This is a genomic window from Leifsonia sp. NPDC077715, assembly GCF_040686855.1.
Taxonomy (GTDB): domain Bacteria; phylum Actinomycetota; class Actinomycetes; order Actinomycetales; family Microbacteriaceae; genus Leifsonia.
Window position 1 is genome coordinate 704,988 of record NZ_JBFBOG010000003.1, and the last position, 19,203, is coordinate 724,190.

The 19,203-nt window shown below is 69.9% G+C and carries 17 protein-coding genes; 3 read left to right on the forward strand and 14 right to left on the reverse strand.

The window, feature by feature from the left end; all coding sequences use genetic code 11:
- Window positions 1–8: 8 nt before the first annotated feature.
- The 9 genes from AB0P25_RS17275 to dusB all read right to left on the reverse strand — a co-directional run bounded on the left by AB0P25_RS17275 (window position 9) and on the right by dusB (window position 12,357).
- Window positions 9–884, reverse strand: coding sequence for a dipeptide/oligopeptide/nickel ABC transporter ATP-binding protein (locus AB0P25_RS17275; RefSeq protein WP_363808996.1), 876 nt, complete (start codon window positions 882–884; stop codon window positions 9–11).
- A 10-nt stretch (window positions 885–894) separates the two neighbouring features.
- Window positions 895–2,583 (reverse strand): ABC transporter ATP-binding protein, encoded by a 1,689-nt coding sequence (locus AB0P25_RS17280; RefSeq protein WP_363808998.1) that lies wholly within the window; start codon window positions 2,581–2,583, stop codon window positions 895–897.
- Window positions 2,580–3,650 (reverse strand): ABC transporter permease, encoded by a 1,071-nt coding sequence (locus tag AB0P25_RS17285; RefSeq protein WP_363808999.1) that lies wholly within the window; start codon window positions 3,648–3,650, stop codon window positions 2,580–2,582. The genes AB0P25_RS17280 and AB0P25_RS17285 overlap by 4 nt, the downstream gene beginning before the upstream one ends.
- Window position 3,651: 1 nt before the next feature.
- Window positions 3,652–4,749: an ABC transporter permease gene (locus AB0P25_RS17290; protein WP_363809000.1), complete on the reverse strand. Its 1,098-nt coding sequence runs from the start codon at window positions 4,747–4,749 to the stop codon at window positions 3,652–3,654.
- A 95-nt stretch (window positions 4,750–4,844) separates the two neighbouring features.
- Window positions 4,845–6,473, reverse strand: coding sequence for an ABC transporter substrate-binding protein (locus AB0P25_RS17295; protein ID WP_363809001.1), 1,629 nt, complete (start codon window positions 6,471–6,473; stop codon window positions 4,845–4,847).
- Window positions 6,474–6,639: 166 nt separating this feature from the next.
- Window positions 6,640–8,496: a DNA primase gene (gene dnaG, locus AB0P25_RS17300; protein WP_363809002.1), complete on the reverse strand. Its 1,857-nt coding sequence runs from the start codon at window positions 8,494–8,496 to the stop codon at window positions 6,640–6,642.
- A gap of 46 nt (window positions 8,497–8,542) precedes the next feature.
- Window positions 8,543–9,781: a DUF4282 domain-containing protein gene (locus AB0P25_RS17305; RefSeq protein WP_363809003.1), complete on the reverse strand. Its 1,239-nt coding sequence runs from the start codon at window positions 9,779–9,781 to the stop codon at window positions 8,543–8,545.
- A gap of 73 nt (window positions 9,782–9,854) precedes the next feature.
- On the reverse strand, window positions 9,855–11,177 hold the full coding sequence (locus tag AB0P25_RS17310; RefSeq protein ID WP_363809004.1) for a deoxyguanosinetriphosphate triphosphohydrolase: 1,323 nt from the start codon (window positions 11,175–11,177) through the stop codon (window positions 9,855–9,857).
- Entirely contained in the window at window positions 11,167–12,357 is a 1,191-nt protein-coding gene (gene dusB / locus AB0P25_RS17315) for a tRNA dihydrouridine synthase DusB (RefSeq protein WP_363809006.1), read from the reverse strand. Before dusB ends, AB0P25_RS17310 begins: the two co-directional genes overlap by 11 nt.
- Window positions 12,358–12,389: 32 nt before the next feature.
- Here dusB and AB0P25_RS17320 point away from each other — a divergent pair, with 32 nt between their 5' ends.
- Together AB0P25_RS17320 and AB0P25_RS17325 are read left to right on the forward strand one after the other, a co-directional pair.
- Window positions 12,390–12,917, forward strand: a complete 528-nt coding sequence (locus tag AB0P25_RS17320) for a YbaK/EbsC family protein (protein ID WP_363809007.1) — start codon at window positions 12,390–12,392, stop codon at window positions 12,915–12,917.
- 122 nt (window positions 12,918–13,039) lie between these two features.
- A complete protein-coding gene (locus AB0P25_RS17325) occupies window positions 13,040–13,966 on the forward strand; it encodes a DUF559 domain-containing protein (protein WP_363809009.1) in 927 nt (308 codons plus the stop codon).
- Window positions 13,967–13,990: 24 nt separating this feature from the next.
- On the opposite strand, the gene AB0P25_RS17330 is transcribed toward AB0P25_RS17325, so the two are convergent.
- Genes AB0P25_RS17330 through recO form a run of 4 tightly spaced genes read right to left on the reverse strand, consistent with a single transcriptional unit; the run spans window position 13,991 to window position 16,393 of the window.
- Complete coding sequence (locus AB0P25_RS17330) at window positions 13,991–14,140, reverse strand: hypothetical protein (protein WP_363809011.1); 150 nt, start codon at window positions 14,138–14,140, stop codon at window positions 13,991–13,993.
- Window positions 14,137–14,808, reverse strand: coding sequence for a DsbA family oxidoreductase (locus tag AB0P25_RS17335; RefSeq protein WP_363809012.1), 672 nt, complete (start codon window positions 14,806–14,808; stop codon window positions 14,137–14,139). Before AB0P25_RS17335 ends, AB0P25_RS17330 begins: the two co-directional genes overlap by 4 nt.
- Window positions 14,809–14,837: 29 nt before the next feature.
- The gene (locus AB0P25_RS17340; RefSeq protein ID WP_363809013.1) at window positions 14,838–15,656 is read right to left on the reverse strand and encodes an isoprenyl transferase; all 819 of its coding nucleotides are present in this window, start codon (window positions 15,654–15,656) and stop codon (window positions 14,838–14,840) included.
- Complete coding sequence (gene recO / locus AB0P25_RS17345; RefSeq protein ID WP_363809015.1) at window positions 15,653–16,393, reverse strand: DNA repair protein RecO; 741 nt, start codon at window positions 16,391–16,393, stop codon at window positions 15,653–15,655. The genes AB0P25_RS17340 and recO overlap by 4 nt, the downstream gene beginning before the upstream one ends.
- A gap of 144 nt (window positions 16,394–16,537) precedes the next feature.
- Between recO and AB0P25_RS17350 the strand changes: the two genes are divergently transcribed.
- Window positions 16,538–17,287, forward strand: coding sequence for a TRIC cation channel family protein (locus AB0P25_RS17350; RefSeq protein WP_363809017.1), 750 nt, complete (start codon window positions 16,538–16,540; stop codon window positions 17,285–17,287).
- A 101-nt stretch (window positions 17,288–17,388) separates the two neighbouring features.
- On the opposite strand, the gene leuA is transcribed toward AB0P25_RS17350, so the two are convergent.
- Window positions 17,389–19,161, reverse strand: coding sequence for a 2-isopropylmalate synthase (leuA, locus tag AB0P25_RS17355; protein WP_363809019.1), 1,773 nt, complete (start codon window positions 19,159–19,161; stop codon window positions 17,389–17,391).
- Window positions 19,162–19,203 lie beyond the last annotated feature (42 nt).

Genomic DNA, 19,203 nt, shown 5'->3' on the forward strand with positions numbered 1-19,203 from the left:
GTCTCTCCTCATCCGTCCTTCTGAACCGCACGGCGTGTCGCCGCTGCCCGCTGCGGTCGGCGCTCGGTGCGCTGCTGGGGCGGCTTCAGGGCCTTCGCCAGCCCCGCGACGAAGGGATGCGCCGGGTCGGCCAGCACCTCCTCGATCGGGCCGTAGCCGACCGTCCGGCCGCCCTGGAGCACCAGTGACGTGTCCGTCGCACGCCGCAGCACGGCGAGGTCGTGGCTGACCACGACCGCCGAGAAGTCCTCGTGTGTCCGCAGCTGGGCGAGCAGGTCGATCACCGCATCGCGCACCGTCGCGTCGATCCCCGCGGTCGGCTCGTCGGCGATCAGGATGCGGGGGCCCAGCACCAGCGCCCGCGCCAGGGCGACGCGCTGACGCTGCCCGGAACTCAACTCGTACGGGTACTTGTTCAGCACCGAGAGCGGGAGGTGCACGGTGTCGAGCATGGTCGCGGCACGCGCGCCCGCGGCCCGCTTCGGGTAGTGCGCGTCGCGCTCGAAGATCGGCAGCGCGACGTTGTCCTGGACGCTGAGCGACGGCTCGAGCGTCGCCGCGGCCTCCTGCGGCAGGTAGCCGACGTGGAAGGTCACCTCGGCCAGGTCGCGCTTGCGCGCCTTGCGGAGCTTGTGGCCGAGCACCGACGCCTCGCCGCCGCTGATGCGCGGCCCCGGGTCGGACGCGCGCGCCGGGAGCACATGCCCGGCGAGCACCTGCGCGAGGGTGCTCTTGCCGGAGCCGGTCTCGCCGAGCACCCCCAGCACCTGCCCCCGCTCGAGGCGGAAGCTCACCCCGCGCAGGGCCACGCACGATGTGCTGGGGCCCCGCGCGGGGTATTCGACCGAAAGGTCGCTGACGACGATGGCGGGCTCGGAACTCACACCATCGACCCTAAGCGGTCGGCGCGCTCAACTTCCGCAGCTCCTCCCGCCGGTCGGCCTGTTCGGCCGGATCCGGCACCGGGAGCGACGCGAGGAGCCGCTGCGTGTACGGCTCACGCGGGTTGCCCAGAACCTCGGCGCCGGTGCCCTCCTCGACCAGCCGGCCGCGGTGCAGCACCGCGATCCGGTCGGCGAGCAGATCGACGACGGCGAGGTCGTGGCTGATGAACAGCGACGCGAAGCCGAACTCGTTCTGCAGGTCCGAGAACAGCTCGAGCACACGGGCCTGCACCGAGACGTCGAGCGCCGACGTCGGCTCGTCCGCGATGAGCAGCGTCGGCTCCAGGGCGAGTGCCCGCGCGAGGCTGGCGCGCTGACGCTGGCCGCCGGACAGCTCGTGCGGGAACCGGTCGCCGTACGCGCGCGGCAGCTGCACCGCCTCCAGCAGCTCGTCGACGCGCTTGCGCGCCTCGCCGGGCGAGGACGCGCGACCGTGCACCACCAGCGGCTCGGCCACGCACTCGGCGATGGTCAGCAGCGGGTTGAAGCTGGACGCCGGATCCTGGAACACGAACCCGATGTCGCTGCGCACCCCGCGGAACTGCCGCTCGCGGACCCCGTTCATCTCGACGCCGAGCACTTCCAGCGATCCCCCGGTCACCCGGTTGAGGCCCGCGATGGCGCGGCCGATCGTGGTCTTGCCGGAGCCGGACTCGCCCACCAGGCCCAGCACCTCGCCCGGACGGATCTCGAACGAGACGCCGTCCACGGCGACGAAGCCCGGGCGGCCGAGGCGGCCCGGGTACTGGATGCGCAGGTCGCGCGCTCGCACGACCGGCGCCAGCTGCGGGCGCTCGGCCCGGGCGATGGCCCGCTCCTGCGTGGCGACGGCGCCCTGTCCGATCTTCGGCACGGCGGCGAGCAGCTTCTGCGTGTACTCGGCCTTCGGCGACGCGAACAGCGTGTGCACGTCCGCCTGCTCCACGACCTTGCCCTGGTACATCACGGCGACGCGGTCGGCGAGGTCGGCGACCACGCCCATGTTGTGCGTGATGAGCACGATGGCGGCGCCGAACTCGTCACGGCAACGGCGCAGCAGGTCGAGGATTTCGGCCTGCACCGTCACATCCAGCGCCGTGGTGGGCTCGTCGGCGACGATCAGGCCGGGATTCAGCACGAGCGCCATGGCGATCACGATGCGCTGCTTCTGACCTCCCGAAAACTGGTGCGGGTAGTACTTGACCCGCTTCTCCGGCTCCGGGATCCCGACGCGCTCGAGGATTTCGATCGCCTTGGCCTGCGCCTCCTTCTTCGACAGCTTGCCGTGAGCGCGAAGCCCCTCGGCGATCTGCCAGCCGACCGGATAGACCGGGTTGAGGGCGGTCGACGGCTCCTGGAACACCATGGCGACGTCGGTGCCGCGCACCTCGCGGAGCCGGCGCTTGTCGATGGAGACGATGTCGGCCTGGGTCGCACCGTCCTTACTGCGCAGGACGACCGCGCCGGAGGCGGTCGCGGTCTCCGGCAGAAGCCCGAGGATCGTCTTCGCGGTGACCGTCTTGCCCGAACCGGACTCGCCGACGATGGCCAGGACCTCGCCCGGTGCCACGTTCAGGCTGACGCCGTCGACCGCCTTGACGACACCGGCGTCGGTCGCGAAGCTCACCGACAGGTCGTCGATCTGTACCACGTCGCTCATGGACGCACCTCGATTCCGTGCTGGTCGAACGATTCCCCGCCCTCGAGTCCGTCCACTCCGCCGGGGCCCGCGGTCAGCGAGCCGCCCGGGACGACGGACGTCTCGGCGACCTGACCGGACGCCACTGCCGCGCGACGGCGGCCGCGCAGGCGCGGGTCGGCGAGGTCGTTGAGGCTCTCGCCGACGAGCGTGATGCCCAGCACGGCCAGCACGATCGCGAGACCCGGGTAGATGGCGGTCCACCAGATGCCGGAGGTGACGTCGTCCACGGCCTTGTTCAGGTCGTAGCCCCACTCGGCGGCGGCGGTCGGCTCGATGCCGAAGCCGAGGAAGCCGAGGCCCGCCAGCGTCAGGATGGCCTCCGACGAGTTGAGCGTGAAGATCAGGGGCAGCGTGCGGGTCGAGTTGCGCAGCACGTGACGGAACATGATCCGTCCGTTGCTCGCGCCGACGACCTTCGCCGCCTCGACGTACGCCTCCGACTTGATGCGGACGACCTCCGAGCGGATCACCCGGAAGTACTGCGGGATGTAGACCACCGTGATCGAGATGGCCGCGGCGAAGATCCCGCCCCACAGGCTCGACTGACCGCCGCTGATCGCGATGGCCACCACGATCGCAAGCAGCAGCGACGGGAAGGCATAGATCGCGTCGCAGACCACGACGAGCACGCGGTCGAGCCAGCCGCCGAAGTAGCCGGAGATCAGACCGAGCAGCACGCCGAGGAAGATCGACAGGATGACGGCGACGATGATCACGAGGATGGCGGTCTGCGCTCCCCAGATCACGCGCGAGAACACGTCGTACCCGCCGGAGGTGGTGCCCCAGATGTGGGCGGCGCTCGGGGGCTGCTGGGCACCGAACGACGTCCCGTCGGCCTTCGTCTGGGAGAAGCCGTAGGGGGCGATCAGCGGGGCGAAGATGGCGACCAGGATGAAGACGACCGTGAGCACGAGGCCCACGACGAGCATCCCGCGCTGCAGCCCGACGCTCTGCCGGAGCTGGTGGACGATCGGCAGGCGATCCCAGAGGGAGCGCTTGCGGGAGGTGAGAGCTGCGTTCGACATCTCAGTACCTCACTCTCGGGTCGATGAGGGCCGCGATGACGTCGACCACGAAGTTGGTGAGGGTCACGATCACCGCGAGCAGCACCACCATGCCCTGCACGGCGACGAAGTCGCGCGCCTGGAGGTAGTGCACCAGCTGGAAGCCGAGACCCTTCCACTCGAAGGTGGACTCGGTCAGGACCGCGCCGCCGAGCAGCAGCGCGATCTGCAGGCCGATGACCGTGATAATCGGGATGAGGGCCGGCCGGTAGGCGTGCTTGCGGAGCAGCCGTGACTCGGGCACGCCGCGCGACCGCGCCGCATCCACGTAGTCGGTGGACAGCGTCCCGATGACGTTCGTGCGCACCAGCCGCAGGAAGATGCCGGCGGTGAGGAGGCCGAGAGCGATACCGGGCAGCAGTGCGTGCAGCAGCACGTCGCCGACGACGGCCGGGTCTCCCGTCTGGAACGCATCGATGAGGTAGATGCCGGTCTTGTTGTCGAGCGTCTGCATCTCCAGTTCCGAACTGGTGGAGGCGCGCCCGGCGACCGGGAGCCAGCCCAGCCAGATCGAGAAGATGAGCTTCAGCACGAGGCCGACGAAGAACACCGGCGTCGCGTAGAACAGGATCGCGAAGATGCGGAGGGTCGCATCCTGCGCCTTGTCGCGGTAGTACGCCGCGATGAGGCCGAGCGGGATGCCGACGATGAAGGCGACGATCAGCGCATAGAACGCGAGCTCGAGGGTCGCCGCGCCGTAGGTGATGAGCACCTGGGTGACCGGCTGGTTGTCCGTGAACGTCGTGCCGAAGTCGCCGCGCAGCAGCTGACCGAGGTACTCGAAGTACTGGACGATGATCGGCCGGTCGTAGCCGGCCTCGTGCACCCGCTGCGCGAGCTGCGCCGGCGGCAGCTTGCCGCCCAGCGAGGCGGTGATCGGGTCACCGGTCGACCGCATCAGGAAGAAGACGACGGTGACCAGGATGAAGATCGTGGGGATGATCAGGAGAGCGCGGACCAGGATGTAGCGGCCGAGGCCGCCTCCCGATCGCCGCTTCGCCTTCGTCCGCTCGGGGCCGGGGGTCGTCCCGGCGTCGGCGGTGCTGACAGTCGCTGTCATGGAAGCCAATCGTGGTGGTTCGTGGAGAGGGGTGGCTCGCTGCGTCAGCGAGCCACCCCCCGGTTCGACTCAGAGCGTGTCGCTCGTCGCCGAGGTTACTTCGAGAGCGCTCCGTAACGGAACTTGAAGGAGGCGTCGAGCGTCTTGTCCGCGCCCGACACGCCCTTGGCGACGACCGCGACCTGCGAGCCCTGGAGCAGCGGCAGGGTGCTCAGGTCGGCGCCCACCTTGGCCTGGATCTCCTCGATCAGCTTGGTGCGCTCGGCCTTGTCGGTCGTGCCCGCCTGCTTCGCGATGAGGTCCTGGACCTCGGCGTTGTCGTAGTGGTTCGCAAGGAAGTTGTCCTTGATGAAGAACGGCGACAGGTAGTTGTCGGCGTCCGAGTAGTCCGGGAACCAGCCGAGCTGGTAGGCCGGGTACACGTCAGCGGTGCGGTCCTTCGAGTACTGGACCCACTCGGTCGACTGCAGGTTGACCTTGAACAGGCCGCCGTTCTCCAGCTGCTCCTTCACGAGCGCATACTCGTCACCCGAGGACGGGCCGTAGTGGTCCGGGTTGTACTGGAGGTTGAGCGAGACCGGGGTGGTCACGCCGGCCGCCTGCAGCGCCGCCTTCGCCTTGTCGAGGCTCGGTCCGCCGTTGCCGTCGCCGTAGAGGTCCTTCAGCACCGTGGTGGCGCCGGTCAGGCCGTCCGGGACGTAGGAGTACAGCGGGGTGTAGGTGCCCTTGTAGACCTGGTCGGCGATGGCCGCGCGGTCGACGAGGTCGGCCGCCGCCTGGCGCACCGCGAGAGCCTTCTTGGCGTCCGCGTCGGAGGTGGTGGCGCCGAAGGGCTGGGTGTTGAAGTTGAACACGATGTAGCGGATCTCGCCACCCGGGCCCTTGACGACCTTGACCTTGTTGTTGCCCTCGAGGCTCGAGATGTCGGTGGCCGAGAGGCTGCGGAAGGCCACGTCGATCGCGTTCTTCTGGATGTCGAGCTTCAGGTTCGACGACTCGGCGTAGTACTTGACGTTCACCTTCGCGGTGGCCGGCTTGCCGAGGATGCCCTTGTAGCCGTCGAACGCCTTGTACGCGATGAGGTTGTTGAAGTCGTAGCTGGTGATGTCGTACTGACCGGCGAAGGGGTGGCCCTTCACGATCGTGTTGTCCGGCGTCACCTTGTCGGCCGAGAACACCTGCTCGTCGACGATCGGACCGGCCGGGCTCGAGAGCACCTGGGCGAAGGTCTGGTCGTTCGGGACCTTGAGCTTGAAGACGACCGTCGTCTTGTCCGGCGTCGAGACGCTGTCGAGGTTCGCGAGCAGCGACGCGGGGCCGTTGGGGTCGTTGATCTTGATCTGGCGGTCGAAGGTGAACTTCACATCCGACGAGGTCAGGTCGTGGCCGTTCGCGAATTTCAGACCCGGCTTGAGCTTGACCGTGAACTCGGTCGGCGACGTGAAGTCGGCGCTCTCGGCGATGTCCGGCTTGACGTCCGGGCTGCCGTAGGGGCTGTTCAGCAGGAACGGGTAGACCTGGTTCATCACGGCGAACGAGCCGTTGTCGTACGAGCCCGCCGGGTCGATCGACGTGATCTTGTCGGTCGTGCCGACGGTGATCGCGCCGCCGCCGCCGCCGGATCCGTTGTTGCTACCCGAGCAGCCGGCGAGCACCAGTGCCGCGGCCGCGAACGCGGCGGATACGGCGAGCAGGCGCCGTCCACCGTTGTGTGCGGATGTCATATCCGAGTACCTCTTCCTGGTGTGGGATGCGCGGCGGCGTCGTTGCAGGCGTGCGTGATCGCCGATCGCGTGAGAACTTTCCTAGCACGGAATCCTCACGGAACATGCATTCGAATGCGGATCCGGGCGCTATCTTCACACAAGCGCAACAAAAGAGCGCGCAGGCCTACTCGCCGCGAAGACGACGCCGCTCGGATTCGATGGCGACCATGGCGATCGAGATCTGCCGCCGCAGCTCCGGATCCTCGGTGCGGCCGAGGCGCGAGGTGAGCTCGGCCTTCTCGCGAAGCAGGTCGCGGTCGATCAGGCCGTCGACGATCGAGCGGGCGTAGCGTCCCGTGTCGCCGTCCTGCGGGAGGGCGGCCACCGCGAGGGCGTTGACCGTCGGAGCGTAGGCCTTCGGGACCTCGGCGAGCACGCGATCCACCCAGCCGGGCTGCGCCAGCGTAGAGAGCTGGCTGGCGATGGCGTCCCGCACCACCGCGTGGGTCGGGTTCACGAACGGGACCTGGACGGCACGGGCGGCCCGCTCGGCTCCTACCTCGCCGGGGAGCTGCAGGAGCACCATCAGGCTTTCGCGCTCGGTGCGCTGGGTCGGGTCGGCGAGGTCGGCCTGCGGGAGCGGGCGCGGCTGCTCGGGGCCGGCGGCGTCCGGTCCGGACGACGGACGCTCGCGGGAGTCGGCGCCGCGCTGGCCGCCGCTGCGCTGGGCCGCGCGGACGGCGCGGGTCGCATCCTGCAGCTCGGCGCCGGAGAGGCGGGCGAGCTCGCGGGTGTAGCCGCTCTGCGAGGCGGGGTCGCGGATGGTCGCGACGATCGGCGCCCCGGCGCGAAGGGCGGCGGCGCGACCCTCCACCGAGTCCAGGTCGAAGCGCTCGACCACCTGACGGATCATGAACTCGAACATCGGCTTGCGGGCGTCGATCATGCGGCGCACCGCGTCGTCGCCCTTCGCCAGCCGCAGGTCGCACGGGTCGAGGCCGTCGGGTCCGACGGCGACGTAGGTCTGGGCGGAGAAGCGCTGCTCCTCGCCGAAGGCGCGGGTCGCGGCCTTCTGGCCGGCGGCGTCCGGGTCGAACGTGAAGATGACGGAGCCCTGGCTGTTGTCGTCGCCCATCACCCGGCGGATAACCTTGATGTGGTCGACGCCGAACGAGGTCCCGCACGTGGCGACCGCGGTCGTGATGCCGGCGAGGTGGCAGGCCATGACGTCGGTGTAGCCCTCGACCACGACCACCTGATCCTGTCGCGAGATGTCGCGCTTGGCGAGGTCGAGTCCGTAGAGCACCTGCGCCTTCTTGTAGACGGCGGTCTCGGGGGTGTTCAGGTACTTCGGGCCCTTGTCGTCGTCGAGGAGGCGGCGGGCGCCGAAGCCGATGGTCTGGCCCGTGACGTCGCGGATCGGCCAGATCAACCGGCCGCGGAAGCGGTCGTAGACGCCGCGGTCGCCCTGGGAGACCAGGCCGGCGGCGAGCAGTTCGTCCTGCGTGTAGCCCTTGCCGCGCAGGTGCTTCGTGAGCTCGTCCCAGCTCTTCGGGGCGAAGCCCACGCCGAAATGCGCGGCGGCGTTGGCGTCGAAGCCCCGCTCCCCCAGGAACCGGCGGCCCGGATCAGCGTCCGGGGCCGAGAGCCGGTTGCGGAAGAACTCCTCGGCGGCGGAGTTGGCCGCGAGCAGGCGGGCGCGGTTGCCCGACCCCTCCGACGGGCCGCCGCCGCCCTCCTCGTAGTGGAGCTGGTAGCCGATCCGCGCGGCGAGACGTTCGACGGCGTCGGTGAAGGACACGTGGTCCATCTTGAGCAGGAACTCGTAGACGTCGCCGCCCTCGCCGCATCCGAAGCAGTGGTAGCGGCCGACCCCCGGGCGCACGTAGAAGCTGGGGCTCTTCTCGTCGTGGAACGGGCAGAGGCCCTTGAGCGCGCCGACACCGCCGGTCTTGAGGCTGACGTAGTCGCCGACGATGTCGGCGATGTTGGTGCGGGCCTTGACCTCTTCGATGTCGCTCTGTCGAATCCGGCCGGCCATGCTTCGATTCTAGTGAGCCGGACCGACGCTCACGGCGGCCTGTGGATTACTCGTTCGGTGGCCGCCGACGCCGCGTGTTCTGGGCGATCTCGATGATGGCGCAGAACACCTCGATGCCGACGCGCAGCAGCAGCACCGCCAGCATCGCCCCGACCAGCGTGATCAGCACCCCGAAGAGGAACACGAACGCGCCGATCGGAGCGTGCGTCGCGATCGCCGAGCTCAGCGAGTTCGCGAAGCCGACGACGATGCCCAGCCCGATGAGGACCAGGCCCACCACGTACACCGGACCGGCCAGCTTGCGCGTGACGTAGTTGGTGAAGGTGAAGTCGAAGAGGGAGGAGAAGAACCGAGAGTCGTCGAGCCGGTCGGCGAGGTCGTTCACGGTGCGGCCGTGGGCGCCTGGGGGCGTGCCGGGGCGGGACTCGGCGGCGGCCGTGGGTGCTGCGGTCGTGGGTGCGGTGGAGCCCACCGGCTCCAAGCGCTCCGTCGCAGCGGTCGACTCCGCGGCAGTGGTCGCCGCGGGGGTGGTGCCAGCGGCGGTGGTCGCCGCCTCATCCGGTGCGCTCTCGAAGCCGGACACATCCGGACCCGTCGCGGCGACCGGCTGCACCGGCTCGCTCGACTCCGCCGGCTGCACCGGCTCGCTCGACTCCGCCGGCTCCGGCGGCACGATGGTGGTCTCGGACTCCACGGCGGCACCCGTGGTGTCGCCTGCAGCGTCGCCCGCTGCGGGAGTACCCGCGTAGACCTCCTCCGCCGTGGGGAGGCGCTTGGTCGTCGCGACATCCGTCTCCGTCAGCGGTTCGACCGGAGAACTGGACGTGTCGGCGCTCGTGGCAGCCGTCTTCGACGCGCCGGCCAGCGGCTCCCGCGCGCCGAGGGCGGCGTCCATGATGCCCGGAGCCTCGCCCTCGGGGGCGATCGCGGGCGGCTTCGCGGCGGTCCGACGTGTGCGCGGTGTGGTCGGCTTCTTGGCCGCGCCGCTGGTCGACGCTCCGGCGGCCTTCGCGGCCGTGCTCTTGCGCGTCGTGGTCGCCTTGACGGCGGAGGGCTCGGACGTCCCGTCCGCCGGCACAGCGCCTCCCGTGCCGGCTGGGGTCTCACCCGCGGTGGTGGAAGCCGTCTTCCTCGGGGTCGAGCGGGAGGCGGTCGTCCGACCCGCACCCGTTCCGGTGGACGCGCGCGGAGCGCGGCGCGGCTTCTCCGGCGCGGCCGGGGTCGCCTCCGCCGACTCGCCCTCGGTGGGGCGGTCGTCGTCCGACGGTGGTAGTGCGGTGCTCATTCGTCTCCTCCTGAAGGCCTGCCCCCCAGCATTCTGCACAGGGCGGCCGTATTCAAGCCCGGTCGTCCGGACGTCAGTGCTGGACCAGCCGCTCGTACCAGCTGAGCGCCGACTGGTCGGTGAGGCTCGCGACCTGGTCGACGACCACCCGGCGGCGCTGCGCGTCGGTCTCGGCGTCGCGCCAGTCCTCGGCGAAGCCCGGGTCGAGCTCCGCCGGACCGCGCTGGTAGAGCAGGTCGGCGAGCGTCGTCAGGATCTGCCGCTGCTGCGCGTAGATCGGCTGGCGCGTGTTGCGCGACATGACGAACGTCGCGACGATGCCCTTGAGCACGGCGATCTCGGCGCGGATGCCGAGCGGCACGACGACGTCGGCGCCGAAGCGGATCAAGTCGGTGCGGCCGGCCGACTCCTTCGTGGCGTGGACCGCCGCGTGGGCGAACCGGCCGATCAGCTGGCTGGTGAGGTTCTTCAGTCGCGCCTGCGAACGGCGGGAGCCGTCCCACCCGTCGAGCCAGATGTCCATGGAGTCGAGGCGGTCGAAGGCCTCGATCAGCTCCTGGTGGCTGACCTCCCCGCCCACCCACTCGTGCATCGACTGGACGAGGTCTTCGTGGTCGACCCGGCTCCCGAGCGCCGCGACGTCGATGTAGCCGTTGACCACGGCGTCCTCGAAGTCGTGCACGGAGTAGGCGATGTCGTCGGAGAGGTCCATGACCTGCGCCTCGATGCAGCGCTGACGCTCGGGAGCGCCGGCGCGCATCCACTCAAAGACGGCGTGGTCGTCGTCGTAGAAGCCGAACTTGGCGCGCCCGCTCGGGTCGGGCACAGAGGACGACCCGGGCCACGGGTACTTGCAGCTCGCGTCGAGGCTGGCACGGGTGAGATTGAGGCCGTACGGACGCCCGTCGCGCCCGAAGACCTTCGGCTCCAACCGGCTCAGCAGCCGGAGGGTCTGCGCGTTGCCCTCGAAGCCGCCGATGTCCTCCGCCCACGAGTTGAGTGCGCGTTCGCCGTTGTGCCCGAAGGGCGGATGCCCGATGTCGTGAGCGAGGCAGGCGGTGTCGACGATGTCGGGGTCGAGTCCGAGGCTGTTGGCGAGCTCGCGCCCCACCTGCGCGACCTCGAGGGAGTGCGTCAGCCGGTTGCGCGCGAAGTCGAGCCCGGCGGTCGGGCTGAGCACCTGCGTCTTGGCGGCCAGCCGGCGCAGGGCGCTGGAATGCAGCAGCCGGGCGCGGTCGCGGGCGAAGTCGCTTCGGCGGTTGGAGTGGTGCTCCGGCAGCCAGCGCTCGCTGTCGTACTCGGTGTAGCCGTCTGCGGCCGCCGTCCGGGCGTCCCGCTCTGCGCCCCGCCCGCGGTCGGCGTCGTTGCGCGTGGTCGCCGCCACGTCATCCACCACTGTTGTGCACCTCCGCGTCGGCGACCTCGGCGCGCTGCGCGCCGTCGAGGTCGCGGCTCTGCAGCCAGCCGTCCGGAAGCGCGGGGCGCTTCGGCGAGCCCGCGCGGCCGCGCTGGCCCTCCGCCGCCTCGCCCGGGTACTCCTGGTCCCAGTCGAGCGTCGCGAGCAGGTCGTCGAGGTGCTGCAGGGTGTCGACCGTGGCGAGGCTCGCCCGAAGGTCGCCGCCCACCGGGTAGCCCTTGAAGTACCAGGCGACGTGCTTGCGGATGTCGCGGCAGCCGCGCTCCTCGCTCTCGAAGAACTCGACCAGGAGCTCGGCGTGGCGGCGGAACGTCTGCGCCACCTGGCCCAGCGTCGGGTGCGCCTGCGCCGCCTCGGCCTCGGCCGCGCTGATCTCGCCCGCGCGCGCACGGAACGCCGCGGCGAGGTCGCCGAACAGCCACGGGCGCCCCAGGCAGCCGCGGCCCACGACGACGCCGTCGCATCCGGTCTCCTCCATCATCCGGATCGCGTCGGCCGCCGACCAGATGTCGCCGTTGCCGAGCACCGGTGTCGAGGTGATCGTCTCTTTCAGCTTGGCGATGGCCGACCAGTCGGCGTGCCCCGAATAGAACTCCGCGGCGGTGCGCGCGTGCAGGGCCATGGACGCGACACCCGCGCCCTCAGCGATGCGGCCCGCTTCGAGGTAGGTGAGGTGGTCGCTGTCGATGCCCTTGCGCATCTTGATGGTCAGCGGGATGTCACCCGCCGCCTTCACGGCGCCCTCCACGATCTCGCGGAACAGGCCGAGCTTCCACGGGAGCGCCGCTCCCCCGCCCTTGCGCGTGACCTTGGGCACCGGGCAGCCGAAGTTCAGGTCGATGTGGTCGGCGCGGTCCTCCGCGACGAGCATCGTGACGGCTTCGCGCACGGTGACGGGATCGACGCCGTAGAGCTGGATGGAGCGCGGCGTTTCGGACTCGTGGTGCGTGATGAGCCGCAGTGATTCGGGCGTGCGTTCGACGAGCGCGCGCGACGTGATCATCTCGCTGACGTAGAGGCCCGCGCCGAACTCGCGGCACAGCCTCCGGAAGGCGGTGTTGGTGATCCCGGCCATCGGCGCCAGGACGACGGGCACGTCGAGTCCCAGCGGACCGATGGTCAGCTGCGGGGCGTGGCTTAGGGTGGCTGTGGTAGACATCTCATTCGATTCTCCCAGAAACGTGCTGAGCCATGGCCGAGAGCCCGGAATCGGTGGACAACTCATCCACTTCACCCATCGGTGTAGAACTCCCGCCCGGCCGCGAACGTGTGAGCGCGGACGCGGCAGCGCGCGGTGTGGACATCCGCATCGTCGAGCGCCCGGCCGCCCGCAGCCTGGAGGAGGCGGCCTCCCTCCTCGGCCTGCAGCCGTCGGACATCGTCAAGACGCTGGTCGTCAAGCGCAGCGACGACACGTTCGTCTTCGCGCTGGTGCCGGGCGGACGCAAGATCGCGTGGCCGAAGCTGCGCGCGGTCCTCGGGGTCAACAAGCTGCAGCTGCCGGATGCGTCGGTCGCCCTCGCCGCCACCGGCTACGAGCGCGGCACGATCACGCCCTTCGGGAGTACGACCGCGTGGCCCGTCGTCGCCGACGCGACCATCCCGGGCCGGACGGTCTCGATGGGCGCCGGCGAGCACGGCTACTCCCTCTTCGTCGACGCCGACGCCCTCATCGCCGCCTACGGCGCCACCGTCGCCGACATCACCGACCCCGAATAACGTCTCACCTACTCGTCCCAACACGCCGTTAAAGCCTGGCCCATAACGGCGTGTTGGGCCCAGTAGATGATGGCCTGTGGATACTTCCGGCGCGCTTTCCGCGCGTCGGGCAGGGTGGCGGGATGAGAACCGCCCAGCCTCTTCCCCCGGCGTTGCAGCTGTCCGCCTTCTCGGTGGCCGCGGCGCGGCGCCAGGGCGTCCCCCTACAGCGCCTAAGGCGCACCGATCTGGCATCGCCCTTCCACGGCACGCGCCTTCCCGCAGAGGTGGTTCCGGACGTCCACCTCCGCTGCGAGGCGTACCGGACGGTGATGGTTCGGGGAGCCTTCTTCAGCCATGCCACCGCTGCTGCGCTGTACGGTCTGCCGCTCCCGACCCGTTTCCGCGATGCCGCGATAGACCTCGGCTGTGTGCTCCCCGCGAGAGCGCCGAAGGGACGCGGGGTGAAAGGGCACGCCCTCGCGATCGGCCCGGCACTGACGGCGATCGATGGTCTTCCCGTTCCGGAACCAGCAGAGGTGTGGTGCCAACTGGCAGCCGTCTTGACAGTCGACGAGTTGGTGATCGCCGGCGACGCGCTTGTCCGTCGCACTCACGCGCTGTGCGAGCTGCAAACGCTGCAGGATGCCGTGGACGCCGCCGGATTCCGGCCGGGAGTACGGAAGCTTCGACAGGCGATCGAGCTGGTGCGGGCTCGGACGGATTCGCCGATGGAGTCCATCCTCCGCCTGGCGATCATCCGCGCCGGATTGATGGAACCGGCCGTCAACTACGCCATCGCGGACGCAACGGGACGGATACGGGCCTCAGGCGACCTCGTTTTCCCGGCTGCGCGGGTCGTCGTCGAATACGACGGGGACCACCACCGTTTCGACCGTCGCCAGTGGCACACGGATATCGACCGCTTGTTCGTCATCGAGTCGCTCGGCTGGCGGGTCGTGCGCATCAACAGCGCGCACATGGCCGACGGCGCGCGCGAAGCACTTGCGCGCATCCGCTCCGCGCTGCGAACTAGTGGGCCCAACACGCCGTTAAGCGATGGCCGATAACGGCGTGTTGGGACGAGTAGATGGCTACGGGAGGGCGCAGGTGTCGCCGTCGCAGACGGCGGCGGCGGCACCGAGCGGGATGAGGGACGGGCGCGGGGTGGGCGCCGTAGGCGCGGGCGCCGCGGGCGCAGCAGGCGCCGCAGCCGCGGCTGCCGCCGCCTCGGCGGCGGTCACGCGGTCACCGCGGCGCGCTCGGTCCAGACCTGCTCGAGGACCTGGGCGAACGTCTGCGCGTCCTGCGCGCCGGAGACGCCGTACTTGCCGTCGATCACGAAGAAGGGGACGCCGTTGATGCCGTACTCGGCTGCGGTCGCCTGGTCGGCGCGCACCGCGTCCACGTACTCGCCCGACTCGAGCGCCGCGACCGCCTCGGCGCGGTCCAGCCCCACCTCTGCGGCGAGATCGGCCAGGTCCTCGATGCAGCCGACGTGCCGGCCCTCGACGAAGTAGGCGCGGAACAGGCGCTCCGAGAGCTCGAGCTGCTTGCCGTGCGCCTTCGCGAAGTGCAGGAGCTCGTGGGCCTTCACCGTGTTGGTGTGCTGGAGGTTGTCGTAGTCGTACTCGAGGCCGACGGACGACGCGATGCCGGTCACGCGCTCCAGCATCTGCTCGACCTGCGCGGCCGGGATGCCCTTGTGGCCGGACAGGAAGTCGATCTCGCTGCCGTCGAAGTCGACCGGCGTGTCCGGCGACAGCTCGAAGGAGTGGTACTCGACCTCGACGTCGCGGCCCTCGCCGGCGCCGGAGAACAGGCCGCTGCCCGCCTCGAACTTGCGCTTGCCGATGTAGCACCACGGGCAGGCGATGTCGGACCAGATGTCGATCTTGATGGGTTCGCTCACCTCAGGCGCAACATCCTGCACGGCTGCAGTTATTCCGGCACGGACGAAGCCGTCGGCGCGTCCACCGCTCCCCCGAACCGGCGGCTGCGCCCCAGGTACAGCGAGATCGCGTCCCACAGGTCGGTCCGACTGAAGTCGGGCCACAGCGTGTCGAGGAACACCATCTCGGCGTAGGCGCTCTGCCAAAGCAGGAAGTTGCTGGTCCGCTGCTCCCCCGAGCTCCGCACGAACAGGTCGACATCGGGCATGTCCGGGAGGTACAGGTGGCGCTGGATGGTCTTCTCGCTCACGGCGGACGGCCGCAGCCGACCCGCGGCGACGTCCTCCGCGATGGTCCGCACCGCATCCGCGATCTCGGTGCGCCCGCCGTAGTTGACGCACATGGTCAGCGTCAGCACCTCGTTGCCCGCGGTCAGCTGCTCGGCGTACTGCAGCTCCTTGATGACCGACGACCACAGCCGCGGCTTGCGCCCGGCCCAGCGGACCCGCACGCCCCACTCGTTGAGCTGGTCGCGCCGACGGTGCAGGACCTCGCGGTTGAACCCCATGAGGAACCGCACCTCGTCCGGCGACCGCTTCCAGTTCTCGGTCGAGAACGCGTAGACGCTGAGGTGCTTGACCCCCGCCTGGATGGCGCCCGCCACGACGTCGAGCAGCGCCGCCTCGCCCGCGCGGTGGCCTTCGATGCGGGTCAGGCCCTGCCGGTTCGCCCAGCGGCCGTTGCCGTCCATCACGATGGCGACGTGGTTCGGCACGCTGCCGGCCGGGTACGCGGGCGGGTACACCCCGGTCCAGTCGAGCGGGCGGTACTCCACCGCATCCTTGTGCGTGTACGGCTTCGGACTCATCCACTCGCCTTCGTGTCGTGCTGGACGTGCTGCAGGGAGCGCAGGCCGCGCTCCAGGTGCCACTGCGTGTAGGCGGCGACGACGCCGTTGGCGCGGTTGCGCGTGGTCTCGGACGCCGCCTCGGCCGTGTCCCAGTCGCCGGTGAGCAGCGCGCCGAGCACGGCGATGGTGTCGGCGTCGACCTTGGGGGCGCCCTGCGGCGCGCAGTCGGCGCAGACCACGCCGCCCAGCTGCACCACGACCGCGGTGTGCGGGCCGGGCGCGCCGCAGCGGGAGCAGTCCTGGAAGCTCGGCGCCCATCCCGCGAGGGACAGGGCGCGCAGCAGGTAGGAGTCGAGCGTCAGCGCCGGGCCGTGCTCGCGGCGGGACAGGGACCGCAGAGCACCGACCAGCAGGAGGTACTGCTGGAGGGACGCCTCGGCGTCGGTCAGCCGGTCGGCGGTCTCGACCATCGCGTTCGCGGCGGTGTAACTGGCGTAGTCGTCGGCGATGAGAGCGCCGTACGCACCCAGCGTCTCGGCCTGGGTGATGACGTCGAGCGAGCGGCCCTCGTACAGCTGCACGTCGGCGACCATGAACGGCTCGAGCCGGGAACCGAAGCGGGACGCGGTGCGCCGCACTCCCTTCGCCACCGCGCGGATCTTGCCGTGCTGCCGGCTGAGCATGGTGACGATGCGGTCGGCTTCGCCCAGCTTGTGGGTGCGGAGCACGACGGCTTCATCACGATAGGTCGGCACACTCGATTATCTCGCTTTGGGCTGACAGTGCGTCGAACCTCGGTCGCAGGCTCCCTCGGCGCTGGGGTCGCGGCATCGCTCCGCGCTGCTCCTAGCTCCACCGCGCTGACAAACCGGCGGATGCCGAAGTGATACACATAGGTGGTGAGCAGCACGACCGTCCTGGCCATCCCACTGTGGGGCGACCTCCTCGCCGTCGGCATCGGCAGCCTCCAGGGCGCGATGTTCGCCTCCGGCTTCCGCGACCGGCGGCTCGACCTCCTCGGCGTCGCGATCATCGGCGTCGCCACCGGCGTCGGCGGCGGACTCCTGCGCGACATCCTGCTCAACGTCACCCCGGTGGCGCTGCAGTCGAACTGGTACCTCCCGAGCACCGTCGTCGCCGCCCTGCTCGGGATGCTGCTGATCCGCCTGTTCCGGAGGCTCGACCCGCTCATCACCTTCCTGGACGCGCTCACGATCGGCCTCTTCGGCGCGATCGGCGCGAGCAAGGCGCTGGCGCTCGGGCTGCCGGAGGTCCCTGCGGTGTTCGTCGGCGTCGTCTCGGCCGTCGGCGGATCCATCCTGCGCGACATGCTGCTGAACCTGCCGATCGCGCTCATGCACGTCGGCTCGCTCTACGCCGTGGCGGCGGGCGCGGGCACGATCGTGCTGGTGGTCATGATCGACCTCGGCGTCCCGCTGACCATCGCCGCGATCGTCTGCGTCGTCGTCACGACGGTCATCCGGCTCCTCGCAGTCCGCTTCGGCTGGAGCCTGCCGGAACAGCGGGAGCTCGGACGCATCCCTCGGATGCGCTGGCCGCGGTTCGCCCGGCGGCAGAGCGCGGCGCAGACGGCCGAGCGCACCGAGACCGGCGCCATCCCCCGCTACCGCATCGACAAGGGCGAGTAGCGAACGGAGGAGACGCCTCGCCGATACGCCGCGGAAAGCGACGAACGGAGGCGATCACCGCCCGTCAGGGCAGCGAACGCCTCCGTTCGTGACGAGGATCGTCAGGCCGAGACCAGCTCGTCGGCCGTGTGTCCGGCGGAGGTCCGCACTGCGCGGTTGACCGCCGAGACGACCGCTTTGAAGGACGCGGTGGTCGTGTCCGCGTCGATGCCGACGCCCCAGCGGCGCTGGCCGTCCACATCCACCTCAACGTACGCGGCCGCCAGCGCGGACTCGCTGGCCGACAGCGTGTGCTGCGAGTAGTCGTAGAGGTGGGCGTCGACGCCGTGCTGGTGCAGGATGTCGAAGAACGCCGCGATCGGGCCGTTGCCCTCTCCCGTGGCCTTCGAGACGGTGTCACCATCGCGCAGCGTCACGGTGAGGACGACGTGCTCGCCCGTCTCGTTCGACGTCGTCGTGGCGCCCAGCTCGAACCGTCCCCACTTGGCGTCCGGGTCGGAGGCGGGAGCCGGCAGGTACTCGTCCTGGAAGATGTCCCAGATCTGGCCGCTGGTGACCTCGCCGCCCTCGGCGTCGGTCTTCGCCTGCACGACGCCCGAGAACTCGATCTGCAGCTTGCGCGGCAGGTCGAGCGAGTGGTCCGTCTTCAGCAGGTACGCGACGCCGCCCTTGCCGGACTGCGAGTTGACGCGGATGACCGCCTCGTACGAGCGGCCCAGGTCCTTCGGGTCCACCGGCAGGTACGGCACGGCCCAGACCAGGTCGTCGACCGAGACGCCCTCGCGCTCGGCGCGCGCCTCCATCGCCTCGAAGCCCTTCTTGATCGCGTCCTGGTGCGAGCCGCTGAACGCGGTGAAGACCAGGTCGCCGCCCCACGGGCTCCGCTCCCCGACCGGCAGCTGGTTGCAGTGCTCGACCGTGCGCTTGATCTGGTCGATGTCGCTGAAGTCGATCTGGGGGTCGATGCCCTGCGTGAACAGGTTGACGCCCAGCGTGACCAGATCGACGTTCCCGGTGCGCTCGCCGTTGCCGAACAGGCAGCCCTCGATGCGGTCGGCGCCGGCCATGTAGCCCAGCTCCGCGGCGGCGACGGCCGTACCGCGGTCGTTGTGCGGGTGCAGCGACAGGATGACGTTCTCGCGGTGGTTCAGGTGGCGCGACATCCACTCGATCGAGTCGGCGTAGACGTTCGGCGTCGCCATCTCGACCGTCGCGGGCAGGTTGATGATGACCTTGCGCTCCGGGGTCGGCTCGAAGATCTCCAGCACCTGGTTGCAGATGTCGGCGGCGAACTCCAGCTCGGTGCCGGTGTACGACTCGGGCGAGTACTCGTAGTAGATCGTCGTGCCCGGGACCAGCGACTCGAACTGCCGGCACAGCCGCGCGCCGCTCAGCGCGATGTCGACGATGCCCTGCTGGTCGGTGCGGAACACCACGTCCCGCTGCAGGATGCTCGTCGAGTTGTAGAGGTGCACGATGGCCTGCTTGGCGCCGACCAGCGACTCGTAGGTGCGCTTGATCAGGTGCTCGCGCGACTGCGTCAGGACCTGGATGGTGACGTCGTCCGGGATCGCGTTCTCCTCGATCAGGCTGCGGACGAAGTCGAAGTCGGTCTGGCTCGCGGACGGGAAGCCGACCTCGATCTCCTTGTAGCCCATCCGGACCAGCAGGTCGAACATGATGCGCTTGCGCTCGGGGCTCATCGGGTCGATGAGGGCCTGGTTGCCGTCACGCAGATCGACGGCGCACCAGCGGGGGGCCTGCGTGATGTGCTGCGACGGCCAGGTTCGGTCCGGCAGGTCGACGCGGATCTGCTCGTGGAACGGCTTGTACTTGTGGATCGGCATGGCGCTCGGCGCCTGCGTGTTCTTCATGGTCTTCTCGAATCCTTCACTCGTGTGCTGGGGAGAGCCGAC

What these genes read in the sequence shown, in the direction of transcription:
- leuA (WP_363809019.1), bottom strand. Translation starts at nt 19,161, where the DNA reads ATGAAGAACACGCAGGCGCCGAGCGCCATGCCGATCCACAAGTACAAG.
- dnaG (WP_363809002.1), bottom strand. Translation starts at nt 8,496, where the DNA reads ATGGCCGGCCGGATTCGACAGAGCGACATCGAAGAGGTCAAGGCCCGC.
- AB0P25_RS17295 (WP_363809001.1), bottom strand. Translation starts at nt 6,473, where the DNA reads ATGACATCCGCACACAACGGTGGACGGCGCCTGCTCGCCGTATCCGCC.
- AB0P25_RS17320 (WP_363809007.1), top strand. Translation starts at nt 12,390, where the DNA reads ATGGCCGAGAGCCCGGAATCGGTGGACAACTCATCCACTTCACCCATC.
- dusB (WP_363809006.1), bottom strand. Translation starts at nt 12,357, where the DNA reads ATGTCTACCACAGCCACCCTAAGCCACGCCCCGCAGCTGACCATCGGT.
- AB0P25_RS17340 (WP_363809013.1), bottom strand. Translation starts at nt 15,656, where the DNA reads ATGAGTCCGAAGCCGTACACGCACAAGGATGCGGTGGAGTACCGCCCG.
- AB0P25_RS17325 (WP_363809009.1), top strand. Translation starts at nt 13,040, where the DNA reads ATGAGAACCGCCCAGCCTCTTCCCCCGGCGTTGCAGCTGTCCGCCTTC.
- AB0P25_RS17285 (WP_363808999.1), bottom strand. Translation starts at nt 3,650, where the DNA reads ATGTCGAACGCAGCTCTCACCTCCCGCAAGCGCTCCCTCTGGGATCGC.
- AB0P25_RS17290 (WP_363809000.1), bottom strand. Translation starts at nt 4,749, where the DNA reads ATGACAGCGACTGTCAGCACCGCCGACGCCGGGACGACCCCCGGCCCC.
- AB0P25_RS17280 (WP_363808998.1), bottom strand. Translation starts at nt 2,583, where the DNA reads ATGAGCGACGTGGTACAGATCGACGACCTGTCGGTGAGCTTCGCGACC.
- AB0P25_RS17305 (WP_363809003.1), bottom strand. Translation starts at nt 9,781, where the DNA reads ATGAGCACCGCACTACCACCGTCGGACGACGACCGCCCCACCGAGGGC.